Genomic DNA, 13,118 nt, shown 5'->3' on the forward strand with positions numbered 1-13,118 from the left:
GTGCGACCGCAATGATAGCCGGGCCGGCGTGCTCATTCCGAGGTCACGCCCGCGGTGCGCCGGTCGGCCGCGGGCGTCTGCGTCGACCCCGCCCCGTCCCGTCGGCGACCCGTGCGCACGCTCCGGACGAACCGCCCGACCAGCAGCAACGCGATCACGATCACCGCGGCGATTCCACCACTCTTCAGCGCGGCGATGACGAGTCCGCCGGTCACCTCGTGCGCGGCGGGTGCTGGAACGGTGACCTGGAGTCGGGCCAGTCGCTCCTCGGGGATCCCCGCTGCGACCTGGATGTCGCGCACCGCGGCACGGATCGCGGCCACGAGCGCGTCGGCCCCACGCCGGGCGGCATCGGGGTCGGGGGCGTTGATCGTGTACTCGATCTGAGCGGCGTTCTGCGCGAAGTTCGCGCGCACCTCGCGCGCGACCGTCTCGATGACGTAGTCCCGCCGAGCGCCGGACGCAGCGGCCACCCGGTCCCGGGTCGCCTCCGACCGGATGTCGGTCGCAACGACGGCGGTGAACTGCGTGGAGTTGAACAGGTTCGCGAAGGGGTTCTGCCCGGCGTCCGGGTTGCCCGCGCCCGCCGGCAGCACCACGACCGCGCCCTGCGTCGCGTAGTACGGGGCCGTCGTGCTGTATCCGACGAATCCGCCGGCGACGGCCGCGACCAGCACGAGAGCCGCTACGAGCAACCGGCCCCGCAGGCTGCGGAGCCATCGCGCGAGATCAGTCCACACGGCGCCTCAGCCCTCAGTCGGTCTTCACGATCGCAACCGACTCTAGCGGGTGGAGGACCTCGAGTCAGATCCGGCGGGCGAGGCCCACCCGGGCGAGGGTGCCGACAAGGCGCAGCGTGCGCCCGACCTGCCGCGGCGAGGCCATGATGGAGCGCTGGTGCGTGTGTCCGGCGTCGGCGACGGGCTTGCCGTCGAGGCGGTCGGCCAGCCAGCCGAGCAGCAGGGGCGCCGACAGGAAGTGCATGGAGAAGTGGTCGCTCCACTGGTCGGTGCGGTACTCGACGTGGGTGCCGCCGTCGGCGTAGCGCGCGACGTGCGCCTCCGCGTCCGTGACCGGCGAAATCTGGTCCTTCGTGGACTGCACGACCAGCATCGGCACCGTCGGCGCGGACTGACCCGGCCGGATGTCGTCGAAGATCTCCAGCAGCTTCGGCAGCCGCGCGACCTCGTCGAAGGTGAGGTCCGGGCAGTAGTAGCCGAAGTCCTTGTGCGCCATCTTGCGGATCGCGCGCTCGGGCGACCACTCGAGCGCGTCCTCGTAGAACACCTTGCGACCCTTGTCGTCGACGTGCTCGGCGAGGACCTCGCGCAGCGTCGGGTACTCGCGGGCGAGCGCAGCGATGACCAGCGTCGGCAGGCCCGTGAACAGGGTGTTGTTCAGGTGCACGAACACATTGCCCGGATCGGAGACGGGCGCGCCCACGGCCCCGGCGATCAGGTTCAGTTCGGGGGCGTACGACGGTGCGATCTCCGCGGCCCAGGAGGTGGCCAGGCCGCCGCCGGAGTACCCCCAGACGCCGAGGCGGGTGTCGGCGGCGAGGCCGAAAGGCTCGTGCGAGAGCGCGGCGCGCAGACCGTCGAGCACCATGTATCCGGGCTCGCGGGGAATGCCCCAGCGCCCCGTCTGGCCGCCGTGGTCCGGCACCGAGACCATCCAGCCCTTCGCGACGGCGGCCGCGATGAACAGGTACTCGATCTGGGGGAACGAGGCGTCCTCGGTGCGCACGCCGTGCTGCAGTACGTACGAGGGGAAGGTCTTGGGATGCAGCGAGTCGATGGCGCACTGGTAGGAGACGAGGGGCGCACCGGGCGCCGCGCCGCGCTGCGGGCCGATCACGGTGGTGACGGTGACCTCGGGAACGCCGTGCATGTTGACGGTGCGGTACAGCAGCTGGGTGGCACGCACCTTCTGCTTGATGCGTCCCAGGAATCCGATCGAGACGTCCCGGTACCGCAGGACGGTGCCCTCCGGCGCGTCCTCGAAGCCCGACGGGGCGTCGAAGAACGGGTCGGTGCCCACCATCTGCGGCTCCGCGGGTGCGGGCCAGCGCTCGGCGAGCTCCGTGCGATTCTGCACAGCCGTCATGTCGCGTCCTCCTGATCGGGCGTTCGGAGCGACTGTACACGCATTTGGGACAGATCTGAAGAATCTGTCCTATTCGCGACCCTGAGGAATTCTGCACGCGCACATCACTGCGCTCGATGTCTCGCGCACAGCTCATCTCCCGAAGCCGGCCGGGGTGGAGTGCGGAAGTGCTGTCAGTCAGGCGATCCCACCGGCCACAGCGGTGTCGGTGTACCCGCGCTGGGCGGCGGGGTCACCACGGACAGCAACTGAAGTTTGTCGTAGCTCTCTGAACCCGGTTGGGCCGTGTAGACGACCAGGATGTGGGACTGGTGCGGGTCGATCAGGTGTTGGCAGTTGAGTTCGAGGAGCCCCACCTGCGGATGGACGAAGCGCTTGGCTTCCTGGGGTTGCACGCCCACGGCGTGCTCGCGCCACAGCCGTCGGAACTCGTCGCTTCGCGTGAGCAGCAGGTCGGCGTATTCGGCTGCGCGGGAGCCGGGGCCGCGCAGGGCGAGGGCGGCGCGCAGCCCTGAGGCGAACATCGTGGACAGGAATGCGTGGTCTTGTTCGGGATAGATGGTGCGGGAGGCAGGGTCCGTGAACCAACGGTAGATGACACTGCGCTCCGGACCGGCGAAGGCGCTGGTATCGCCGGTGACGGCCGCCGCGAGTGGGGTCTGCCTCAGGGTTTCACCGAGTTCGGTGACGATCTCGGCCGCGGTATCCGATAGCCGGTCCAGAATGCGAAGCATTCCGGGGCTGATGTGGTCCCCCGCGAAACCGCGCGGTGGCGCCTGGTGGCCCACGAGCCGGAAGAGATGATCGCGCTCGTCGAGGTTCAGGTGAAGGCCCTGGGCGATCGCAGCGATCATCTGGGGTGATGGGTGCGGACCACGTTCCTGTTCGAGCCGGGTGTAGTAGTCGGTGGACATGTGGCACAGCGCCGCGACTTCCTCGCGTCGCAGCCCCTGGGTCCGGCGCCGTTGCGCCCGGGGCAGTCCGACGTCCTCGGGTTGGAGAGCGGCACGGCGGGTCCGAAGAAACGCAGCCAGTTCAGATCGGTCAACCACGTTCCGGCCCTCCACTTCTACAAGCCCACACTACCGTTGCGCGCTCCCGTATCCACGGATCGGCGATCCCTGGATAGGGCTGCTCAACGCTGTGATCGTGGAGTCGACACCATCGACGGAGGACTCGCGTGAACCGCACACCAATCGACATCTCTCTTCCCGACCTGACCGGCACCCGGGCAGTGGTCACCGGCGGCACTGACGGCATCGGTCTCGGAATCGCCGCTCGACTAGCGGCGGCGGGCGCGGAGCTGGTGCTCCCGGCCCGCAATCCGGCCAAGGCATCGGCAGCCGTCTCCACGATCCGTGAGGGAACCCCCGGCGCCGTCGTCTCGGTCGAATCGCTCGACCTCTCGTCCCTGGACTCCATCGCGAACCTCGGCGAGCGGCTACTCGCAGACGGCCGACCGATCCACCTGCTCATCAACAACGCCGGAGTCATGACACCACCGAATCGGCAGGTCACCAGGGACGGGTTCGAGCTGCAATTCGGCACCAATCACCTGGGACACTTCGCCCTCGTCGCCCACCTCCTCCCGCTCCTGCGTGCGGGAAGGGCCCGAGTGACCTCGCAGGTCAGCATCTCGGCGAACCAGGGAGCGATCAACTGGGACGACCTCGACTGGGAGAAGACCTACAACGGCTCCGGGGCGTACAGCCAATCGAAGATCGCGTTCGGGCTGTTCGGGCTCGAGCTCGACCGCCGCAGTCGCCAGCACGATTGGGGGATCTCCAGCAACCTCTCCCACCCGGGCGTCGCCCCGACCAGCCTGCTGTCGGCGCGCCCCGAGATCGGCCGCGACGGCGATACTCTCGGCGTGCGGCTGATCCGGTTCGCTTCAGCCAGGGGCTTCATCGTCGGAACCGTCGATACGGCGAAGCTCCCCGCTCTGATGGCCGGAACAACGCCGGACGCCGGCGGGAGGATGTACGGCCCTTCGGGGTTCATGCACCTCGGCGGCGCCCCCGCGGAGCAGCCGCTCTACAGTCGCCTCCGCAGCGAAGCCGATGCCCAGCGCATGTGGCGGATCTCAGAGGAGTTGACCGGCGTGCCATTTCCCTCGTGAGCCCCGTGCCCGTTTCGGGCGGGAGCCGTCTCGTCACCTGCGGCCCCGCACCCAATGCCGGCGGAGGCCGGTGAACATCGCGTGAACCCGCCCTCTCTTGCCGTTGCAAGCGGCTACTGTTCACCTCTCGATGAACGATGGAGGTGAACGAGATGACCCCAGGTGACCGCGTGCAGTTGCGTGACGAGGCGCTCAGCTTCGGAACCGTGCTCAGCGCCGACAACGAGGCGGTGTCGGTCAAGCTCGACGACGGTCGCGCCGTCGCGGTGCACCAGGACGCCCTCGTACTCCTCTGAGCAACCCCGCCGCGCCGACGCTCAGGAACCGGCCGCGACCAGCATCGTCAGCGTGGACCGCATGGACTCGATGACCGGCCCGGTCGCGATCGTGGGGTCGATGGCGCGCTGGATCCCCAGCCCGATGCCCGCGGACAGCAGCAGTTCGGCCGCGGATTCGAGCACGGTCCTCAGCTCGGGCGCGACGTCCTCCGCGCCGGACTCGCCTCGCACCAGGTCGACGAGCATCTCCACGACGGTGCTGCGCGCCGCGGCCCGCAGCTCGACGATCATGGCGAGCAGGTCCGGGTCGTTGCGGGCGACGGTGACGAACTCGAGTTCGAGCATCGTCCACCCCACGTCGCCCGCGGTCCGTTCGACCCAGTCGGCGAGCAGGTCGATGCGGGCCTGCAACTCCCCCTGGCCGGTCACCAGGCCCGCGAGCTCGCCGACCTTCTCCTCGTGGATCGCCTGCAACACCTCGCGGCACAGGTTCGGCTTGTCGACGAAGTTCGAGTAGACGGCGCCCTTCGAGTAGCCGGCGCGGTCCGCGATGTCCTCCAGGCTCGCCGCCGCGTAGCCGACCTCCAGGAAACGGTCGCGCGCAGCGATCAGCAGGTCGGCGCGCGTCTGCGCGCGCTGCTCCACCCTGGTCAGCCTGGCCACGCGAGAAGAATACGCGAGGAGGTATTCAAAAACTATCAGTATTCGGATACTGTCGGTCGCACCAGATCGAAAGGATCCACCATGGCCTTCTTCGGCCCTTCCCGCGACCACCTCGCCCGACTCGACGGTGCGCTGGTCGTGATCACCGGCGGCGCCCGCGGCATCGGCGCCGCCACCGGCCGCCTGTTCGCGCTGCACGGTGCCCGCGTCGTCCTCGCGGACCTCGACCTCGACGTCGCCGAGGCCACGGCGGCGACCATCCCGGGCGCACGCGCCGTGCGGCTCGACGTCACCGACCGGGGCTCCTGGCGGACCGCTCTGGACGAGATCGGCGGCGACATCGACGTCCTCGTCAACAACGCGGGCGTCATGCCGCTGGGCCACTTCGAGGAGGAGTCGGAGCGGACCACCGATCTCATCCTCGACGTCAACATCCGCGGTGTGCTCAACGGCATGCGCGCCGCGATCCCGGGCATGGTGGCACGCGGGCGCGGCCACGTCGTCAACGTCGCATCGATGGCCGGCATGATCCCGATCCCGGGCATGGTCACCTACAACGCCAGCAAGTACGGGGCGCTCGGCGCCACCCTCGGCGCTCGCCGGGAGTACGACGGGACCGGGGTCGCGGTGTGCGCGATCCTCCCGTCCGCCGTGCGCACCGAGCTCTCCTCGGGCGCGCAGCTCGGCGCCGGCATGCCGACCGTCGACCCCGAGGACGTCGCCGCGGCGATCGTCGACACGCTGCGCACCCGGGCGGCCCGCACGTCCGTGCCGAAGTGGGTGGCACCGGGCTGGCGCCTCGTCGAGGCCTTCGTGCCCGAGCCGGTCGAACGACTCGCGCGCAGGCTGATCGACGACCGGCGCACGCTCGACCTCGATGCGGCCGCACGCACGGCGTACACCGAGCGGATCGACCGCCATGCCACGGATCACGCCCGCGACGAGGAGTCCGCCCGGTGACCCGCGCGCTCGTGATCGGCTGCGGCGGCACCATCGGCGGCGCCTGGACCGTCGCCGCGCTGGCCGCACTCGAGGAGCAGCTCGGATCCGATGTCCGTGAGTTCGACGTGCTGCAGGGGACCTCCGCCGGCTCGGAGATCATCACCGCGCTCCAGCGCTTCTCAGTGCAGGACCTCGTCGCGATGCAGGAGGGACGCACCGAATCGGCTGTACTGCAACGCCACCTGGCCGCGACCCCCGCTCCCCTGCCGCGCATCCCGTTCTCCCTGCCCGCGGACCCGTCCACGCTGTGGTCCCGGCGCGGTGGGCACGCCCCGCTCACGGGCATCGCCCCGCGCGGCCGCGGCGACGCGACGTGGCTGGCCGAGCTCGCCGACGCCACCGTCGGGCCCGGTGCGCCGGTCCCCGCGAAGGCCCGGATGGTGGCCTACGAGCCGGCATCCGGGGAGCGGGTCGCGTTCGGCGCGCCGGACGCACCGCACGCCACCGCCTCGGAGGCGCTCCGTGCATCGTGGGCCATCCCCGCGTGGATGCCGCCTGTCGAGGTGGCGGGTCGCACATTCGTGGACGGGGGCGCCGCCTCCACGGCCTCGGTCGACCTGATCACCCCCGAGGAGGCCGACGAGATCGTCGCGGTCGTGTCCATGGCCTCCGCTCCCGGCGTCCGCGCCCCCGGGATCGGCGGACTGATCGAGTACGCCGCGCTGAGAGGGCCGATGTCGCGGGTGTTCTGGGCCGAGGTAGCCGTGGCCCGGGCCCGCGGCCAGAAGGTCACCGTCATCTCGCCCGACGGTGCCGATCTGGCCGGGCTGGGTGCGAACTTCATGGCCCGGGGCCATCGCGCGGAGGCCTTCGAGGCCGCGCGGCGGACCGCCCCGTCGGCCGTCCGGCGCGGGCTGGAGGCGGCGCGATGACCGAGCCCCGCATCGTGGTCATCGGCGCCGGCGTGGCCGGCATCTCGACGGCGCACGTCCTGCAGGAGCAGGGATTCACGGACTGGGTCGTGCTGGAGAAGGGCGCTGACGTGGGCGGCGTGTGGTTCTGGAACCGCTACCCCGGCCTCACGTGCGACGTGCCCTCGCAGATCTATCAGTTCGCATTCGCGCCGAAGCCGGATTGGGAGCGGATCTGGGCCACGGGTCCGCAGATCCAGCGCTACCACCGCGACGTGGTCGATCGGCTGGGCATCGCGGACCGGATCCGCTGCAACACCGAGGTTCTCGCCGCGGAGTTCGACGACGCCTCCAGTACCTGGAGCCTCACCCTGAACACCGGCGAGACGATTGCGGCCGACTTCCTGGTCTGCGCCACCGGCGTCCTGCACAACCCGGCGATCCCCGACATCGAGGGCCTCGCGGACTTCGACGGCGACGTGGTGCACACCGCCCGCTGGGACGATGCGCTGATCACCGAGAACCGCCGGATCGCCGTCATCGGTACGGGATCGACCGGCGTGCAGGTGGTCTCGGCGTTGCAGCCGGGCGCCGAGCACCTCACGCACTTCGTCCGGTCGCCGCAGTGGGTGCTGTGGGCGCCGATGCGACTGCCGCAGATCGCGCCGATCACCGCTCTGTTGGAGCGTGTTCCGGGACTGCTCGACCGGGTGCACCAGGGCCTGCTCCAATGCTCGGGCATCCTCGCGGACATCGCGACGAAGCCGTCGTGGCGGCGCAGCGCGGTGCAGGCCTACGCCCGGCTGTCGCTGCGCGCGCAGGTACCGCCCGCCCTGCGGCCCGGGCTCACGCCCGCGGACGAGCCGCTGTGCAAACGGCAGGTCGTCTCCGGCACCTACTACTCGGCGATCAAGGCGCGCAACACCTCCCTCGTCTCGGCGGCGATCGATCGGATCGAGGCCAAGGGCATCCGCACCGCGGACGGGAACCTGCACGAGACCGACCTCATCGTGCTCGCCACGGGCTTCCGGGCGCACGACTACATGCGGCCGATGCGGGTCACGGGCCGGGACGGGCTCACGCTGGACGAGGCGTGGTCCGACGGCCCGCGCGCCTACCGGATGACGGCGATCCCGGGATTCCCCAACCTGTTCACCGTCCTCGGTCCCAATTCCCCGACCGGGTCGATCTCCCTCCAGTTCTCGGCCGATCTCACCGCGCGGTACATCGCACAGTGGCTGGACCGGTTCCGCCGCGGCGAGGTCGCCTCGGTGGAGGTCACCGAGGCCGCGACCGACGCCTTCAACGAGCAGGTCGCCGAGGCCATGGGACCCACGGTCTGGAACACCGGCTGCAACTCCTGGTACTTCACCGAGGGCGGCACCATCGACCTGTGGCCGTTCGACCGGAAGACCATGGTGCGCATGCTGTCCGAGCCCGACGAGGCGGACTTCCACCTCCGCCGGTGACGTACCCGCAGGCAGGGCGCGACAGCGGCGCGCGGGAGGTGCCCGACCCGCGGCTCGGGTCGGCGCCGCGCGACCGTCGCCGGTAGAGTGACCGCGTGCGGCGATTGCAAAGGCTCCTGTGGGTGACGGCGGTGTTGGTCGTCGCCGTGCTCACCGCGGTCGGCGGCATCGGCTACCTGCTCTTCGGTGTCTCGCACGAGGATCCGCTCCGCCCGGTGGACGCGATCATCGTGCTGGGCGGTGAGCACGACTCTCGCGAGTACTACGGGATCCGGCTCGCCCAGGAGGGCTACGCCAAGAACGTGGTCCTGTCGAACCCGTACGCCGCGACCGACCGCACCATGCAGGACCTGTGCGACACCAGGATCGACGACATCGCCATCACCTGCGAGCGGCCCGTGCCCAGCACCACGCGCGGCGAGGCGATGTTCACGCAACGGTTGTCGGAGCAGCACGGCTGGAAGTCGGTGATCGTCATCAGCTGGGGCTACCACCTCACGCGATCCCGGTACATCTTCGACCGGTGCTACAGCGGTGAAACGGTGCTGCGGGCGGTCCCGCGCTCCTACGACTACGGCCCCGCCGACTGGGAGCTCGTCTACCTCTACCAGTTCTTCGGCACCGCGAAAGCCGTCGTGCAGGGCTCCTGCTGACCGGTCAGAACCACACCCGCGCCAGCCACGCCGCGAGTCCCAGCCCGCAGATCGCGACCACCACGCGCAGGCGCCCCGCGTCGATCCGTGCCACCACGGGCGGGCCGCACCAGCCGCCCAGGAACCCACCGATCGCCATGGCGATCGCCGCCGGCCAGTGCACCGGGCCGAAGATCGCGAAGCCGATGGCCGCCACCAGGTTCGCCAGTGCCAGCACCCAGCTCTTGAGCATCGCGGCCCGCCAGAGCGGTTCGGACGTCGCGACCAGGGTGAGCGCCAGGATCATCACCCCTGCGCCCGCGCCGAAATAGCCGCCGTACACGGCGACCAGGAAGACGCCGACCGGGTAGTGCCGCGCGAGCCGCGCGACCTCGGGGCGCTCGCGCAGCCGCGGCTGCAGCAGGATCGCCACCGCGGCGACCGCGATGAGCGCCGGCACCACGGCCTCGAAGGTGCTCCCCGGAGCCAGCAGGAGAAGGGTGGAGCCCACGACCCCGCCGGCCACCGCGAGCACGGCGAGCAACCGCATCTGTGGCCTGTTCTTCACCAGCTCGGACGCCGACGATGCGATGGAGCCCCCGCCCACCGCCACCATCGCGACCGTGTTCGTGACATTGGCCGCCACCGGCGACAGGCCCATCGCGAGCAGCGCGGGGTACGACACCAGCGAGGCCAGCCCGGTGATGTATCCGATCAGGCCCGCGGCGAACCCGGCGACCACCATCGCCGCGATCATCCACGCCGTCATGGCCCGCCTCTCCGACGCACATCGTTCGAGTCGATCTGCGCCGGGTCAGTCCCTCTGCGTCGCAGAACGCTTCGATTGTTGCGCGCCGCGGAGCGGACTCAGACCGCGGGTTGCTGCTGCGTGATGCAGTGGATGCCGCCGCCGCGGGCGAACAGCGGCCGCGCATCGACGGTGAGGATCTCCCGGCCGGGGTAGGCGGCGGCCAGGACCTCCACCGCCACGGCGTCGTTCGGGTCGTCGAAGGAGCACGCGACCACGGCGTCGTTGATCACGACGTGGTTGATGTAGCTGTAGTCGACGAAGCCCTCGTCGTCGCGGAGCACCGTCGGGGCGGGAACGGAGCGGACCTCCCAGGGGCGACCCGCCGCGTCCGTCGACGCGGCGAAGACCTCCCGGATCGTCGCGCACCGCTCGTGATCCGGGTGCGCGGGATCGCGCTGGTCGTGCAGGAGGACGGTGCCCGTCGACGGGATGGTCGCGACGATGTCGACGTGACCGCGGGTGCCGAAGGTGTCCGAATCGCGAGCGAGCCCGAAGGGCAGCCACACCGCGTGCGTCGTACCGATCGTCCTCGCCAGCTCGGCCTCCACGTCGGCCCGCGAGAGGCCGGGGTTCCGTCCCGGATCCAGTTGGACGGTGTCGGTGAGCAGGACGGTCCCGGCACCGTCGACGTTGATACCGCCGCCCTCCCCGACGAGCTGGGACCCGATGTACTCGGCGCCGGCGAGCTCGGCGACGAAGGCCCCGATCCTGCTGTCGCGGTCCCAGCGCGCCCAGGATTGGCCGCCCCAGCCGTTGAACACCCAGTCCACGGCGCCCAGCCGCCCGGCATCGTCGACGACGAAGGTGGGGCCGATGTCGCGCATCCAGGCGTCGTTCAGCGGCGCCTCCACGACATCGACGGCGCCGGCCAGGTAGCGCAGGGCCGCCTGGCGCTCGTCGGGATCGACGACGACGGTGACGGGCTGGAAGTCGACGATCGCGTTCGCCACCGCCGCCCACGTGGTGCGGGCGGCGTGCTGCTCCTCCGCGCTGTCACCGAGCGAGTACCCGGCGGACGGGTAGGCCATCCAGGTACGGGTCTGGGGCGCCGTCTCCGACGGCATGTGCCAGGTCACCGGGCACCGCCCAGGGGGCCGCGCGCCGACACCGGCTCCGTCAGCGGACCGTAGGTGTCCGGCCGGCGGGTGGCGAGGAACGGGAAGAGCGTGAGCCAGTCGCGACGCTGGTCGAGGTCCAGATCGGCCACGAGCACGGCGGACGCGTCGCGCGGCGCCTCGACGAGGACCCGCCCGTACGGGTCCGAGATGAAGGAGCTGCCGTAGAACGTGATCGCGCCCTCGTTCCCCCAGCGGTTGGGCGCCACCATGAAGGTGCCGGAGGTGATCCCGTTGCCCACGATCACCTGCCGCCACAGGGGCGCGGTGTCGAAGTCGGGGTGGTCGGGCTCGGAGCCGATCGCCGTGGGGTAGGCGATGATCTCCGCGCCGCCCAGCGAGTACGCGCGAGCGACCTCGGGGAACCACTCGTCCCAGCAGGTCGGCAGGCCGAACCGCGCGCCGCCCAGCTCCGACGGTGCGTGGACCGGGTAGGGATCGGCGCCGCTGTCCGGCCCGGGGCCGCGAAGGAAGTAGGTGTCCTCGTAGTAGCCGGCGGTCACCGGGATGTGCAGCTTCCGGGTCTTCGCGAGCAGCTCGCCGGACGGCGAGACCATGATCGCGGTGTTGTACCCCAGCGGCTCCGCGTCGGGGTGCCGCTCGTACAGGGACGCATGCACCACCACGCCGTGCTTCGCCGCCGCGGCGGCCGCGAAGGTGAAGGTGGGGCCCGTGAGCAGGTCCTCGGCGAGCGCGCTCGGCTGCGCCCCGCCCCGCTCGAACGCCGGGTATTGCATGAGAGTGATCTCGGAGAGGAAGACCGCCTGCGCGCCGGCGGCCGCGGCCTGCCCGATCGCGTCGGTCAGCTCCTGGGCGAGGAGGGCGGCGTCGTCGTGCCAGCGGTGCTGGACCAGGCCGACCCGCAACGGCGCGCGTTCCGGCTGGTCGACGCGGGCGGGTGATACCGGGATTCCGGGTGCGACGATGAGGTCCATCTCGTCTCCTGACGACTTAATCGATAGGCTTTCGATATAAAGATACACCCGGCGTGACGGGCACCACAAGACCCAATCGACAGGGTTTCGATTTGCCGCCCTGTCCGGTAGGTTCACGCAGGTGAGCAGACGCGCCGGACGCCCGAGTACCCCGCAACTCGACCGCGCCTCCATCGGCGCGGCGGCGCTCGAGCTGGTCGACCGGGACGGCAACTTCAGCCTCCCCAGCCTCGCCCGCCGGCTCGGCGTCACGGTCTCCTCGATCTACCACCACGCGGACGGCCGCGCCGCGATCGTCGGCCTCGTCCGCGACCTCGTGACCGCCGACATCGACGCCGGCTGCTTCGACGCGCAGCCGTGGGACGAGGCGCTCGTCACCTGGTCCCGCACCTACCGCGACGCCTTCGCCGCACACCCGTCCGCGGTGCGGCTGCTCGCGACCGAGCCTATCGGCGGGGATCAGAACCTCGCCATGTACACCGCCGCGACCTCCGCGCTGCTCCGCGCGGGCTTCCCCGCCGAGCAGGTCATGGGGATCATCGTCGGCGTGGAGAACTTCCTGCTCGGGGCGGCGCTCGACGCGTCCGCGCCCGACGAGCCGATCCGCGTCGGCGACGAGCCGGGCGCCGCGGACCTGCGCCGGGCGCTGGCCGCGGCACCGTCGGGCCCGGAACGCTCGCTGCAGGCCTTCGACCTGGGGCTCGCGGCGATGATCGAGGGGCTGCGGGCGCTACTCGTCGCCCAGCAGCAGGGCCAGTAGCAGCTCCGCGCGTACCCGCGCCGACTTCAGGTCGACACCGAGCACCTCCTCGGCCCGCGCCACCCGCGCCCGCGCGGTGTGCCGGTGCACGCCGAGGGCCGCGGCGGTCCCCTCCCACTGCCCGTGATTCTCGAGGTACGCGCGCAGCGCCTGCGCCAGACCGGGATCCTGCGCGCGCAGCGGCTCGAGCAGCGCGCGATCGAGCGCGGTCAGCGCGCCCCGGGTTCCGGGGTCGGTGAACAGGGTGCGCCCGGCCAGGGCCGAGGCGTCGACGGTGCCCCCGCCGGGCCGGGCCGCGCGAGCGGCGAGCTCGGCCGCGGCCACCGCCTCGGCAACGGCACCGGCCGCGTGCGGCGCACCGAGCCCCAGCCGCAGCT

General features: G+C 71.0%; 15 protein-coding genes. 7 read left to right on the forward strand and 8 right to left on the reverse strand.

Annotated elements, in window-relative coordinates; all coding sequences use genetic code 11:
* Positions 1-32 precede the first annotated feature (32 nt).
* The 3 genes from HF999_RS15150 to HF999_RS15160 form a co-directional block, all read right to left on the reverse strand.
* The gene (locus HF999_RS15150; RefSeq protein ID WP_168546688.1) at positions 33-740 is read right to left on the reverse strand and encodes a hypothetical protein; all 708 of its coding nucleotides are present in this window, start codon (positions 738-740) and stop codon (positions 33-35) included.
* 64 nt (positions 741-804) lie between these two features.
* Entirely contained in the window at positions 805-2,106 is a 1,302-nt protein-coding gene (locus tag HF999_RS15155) for a lipase family protein (RefSeq protein WP_168546689.1), read from the reverse strand.
* Positions 2,107-2,279: 173 nt separating this feature from the next.
* Positions 2,280-3,158, reverse strand: coding sequence for a helix-turn-helix transcriptional regulator (locus tag HF999_RS15160; RefSeq protein WP_168546710.1), 879 nt, complete (start codon positions 3,156-3,158; stop codon positions 2,280-2,282).
* A 128-nt stretch (positions 3,159-3,286) separates the two neighbouring features.
* On the opposite strand from HF999_RS15160, the gene HF999_RS15165 reads away from it, so the two are divergent.
* Positions 3,287-4,225 carry an SDR family oxidoreductase gene (locus HF999_RS15165; RefSeq protein WP_168546690.1) on the forward strand — a complete coding sequence of 313 codons (939 nt, stop codon included), beginning with the start codon at positions 3,287-3,289 and terminating at the stop codon, positions 4,223-4,225.
* A gap of 152 nt (positions 4,226-4,377) precedes the next feature.
* Complete coding sequence (locus HF999_RS15170; RefSeq protein WP_168546691.1) at positions 4,378-4,521, forward strand: hypothetical protein; 144 nt, start codon at positions 4,378-4,380, stop codon at positions 4,519-4,521.
* A 21-nt stretch (positions 4,522-4,542) separates the two neighbouring features.
* On the opposite strand, the gene HF999_RS15175 is transcribed toward HF999_RS15170, so the two are convergent.
* Positions 4,543-5,166 carry a TetR/AcrR family transcriptional regulator gene (locus HF999_RS15175; protein ID WP_168546692.1) on the reverse strand — a complete coding sequence of 208 codons (624 nt, stop codon included), beginning with the start codon at positions 5,164-5,166 and terminating at the stop codon, positions 4,543-4,545.
* Between the two features lie 81 nt (positions 5,167-5,247).
* On the opposite strand from HF999_RS15175, the gene HF999_RS15180 reads away from it, so the two are divergent.
* From HF999_RS15180 to HF999_RS15195, 4 genes are all read left to right on the forward strand, one after another.
* Complete coding sequence (locus tag HF999_RS15180) at positions 5,248-6,126, forward strand: SDR family oxidoreductase (RefSeq protein WP_168546693.1); 879 nt, start codon at positions 5,248-5,250, stop codon at positions 6,124-6,126.
* Complete coding sequence (locus HF999_RS15185; RefSeq protein ID WP_168546694.1) at positions 6,123-7,040, forward strand: patatin-like phospholipase family protein; 918 nt, start codon at positions 6,123-6,125, stop codon at positions 7,038-7,040. Before HF999_RS15180 ends, HF999_RS15185 begins: the two co-directional genes overlap by 4 nt.
* Positions 7,037-8,488 carry a flavin-containing monooxygenase gene (locus tag HF999_RS15190; RefSeq protein ID WP_168546695.1) on the forward strand — a complete coding sequence of 484 codons (1,452 nt, stop codon included), beginning with the start codon at positions 7,037-7,039 and terminating at the stop codon, positions 8,486-8,488. Before HF999_RS15185 ends, HF999_RS15190 begins: the two co-directional genes overlap by 4 nt.
* Positions 8,489-8,583: 95 nt before the next feature.
* A complete protein-coding gene (locus HF999_RS15195) occupies positions 8,584-9,141 on the forward strand; it encodes a YdcF family protein (protein WP_168546696.1) in 558 nt (185 codons plus the stop codon).
* Between the two features lie 4 nt (positions 9,142-9,145).
* On the opposite strand, the gene HF999_RS15200 is transcribed toward HF999_RS15195, so the two are convergent.
* The 3 genes from HF999_RS15200 to HF999_RS15210 form a co-directional block, all read right to left on the reverse strand.
* On the reverse strand, positions 9,146-9,889 hold the full coding sequence (locus HF999_RS15200; protein WP_168546697.1) for a sulfite exporter TauE/SafE family protein: 744 nt from the start codon (positions 9,887-9,889) through the stop codon (positions 9,146-9,148).
* A 98-nt stretch (positions 9,890-9,987) separates the two neighbouring features.
* Positions 9,988-11,007 (reverse strand): agmatine deiminase family protein, encoded by a 1,020-nt coding sequence (locus HF999_RS15205; protein WP_168546698.1) that lies wholly within the window; start codon positions 11,005-11,007, stop codon positions 9,988-9,990.
* A complete protein-coding gene (locus HF999_RS15210; RefSeq protein WP_168546699.1) occupies positions 11,004-11,981 on the reverse strand; it encodes a nitrilase-related carbon-nitrogen hydrolase in 978 nt (325 codons plus the stop codon). Before HF999_RS15210 ends, HF999_RS15205 begins: the two co-directional genes overlap by 4 nt.
* 121 nt (positions 11,982-12,102) lie before the next feature.
* Here HF999_RS15210 and HF999_RS15215 point away from each other — a divergent pair, with 121 nt between their 5' ends.
* Positions 12,103-12,741 carry a TetR/AcrR family transcriptional regulator gene (locus tag HF999_RS15215; RefSeq protein WP_168546700.1) on the forward strand — a complete coding sequence of 213 codons (639 nt, stop codon included), beginning with the start codon at positions 12,103-12,105 and terminating at the stop codon, positions 12,739-12,741.
* Here HF999_RS15215 and HF999_RS15220 read toward each other — a convergent pair.
* Positions 12,712-13,118 (reverse strand): helix-turn-helix domain-containing protein (locus tag HF999_RS15220; protein ID WP_168546701.1); only part of this gene is annotated, 407 nt, incomplete at its 5' end. The two genes, HF999_RS15215 and HF999_RS15220, sit on opposite strands and share 30 nt — an antisense overlap.

The organism is Tsukamurella spumae, assembly GCF_012396015.1.
Lineage (GTDB): Bacteria > Actinomycetota > Actinomycetes > Mycobacteriales > Mycobacteriaceae > Tsukamurella > Tsukamurella spumae.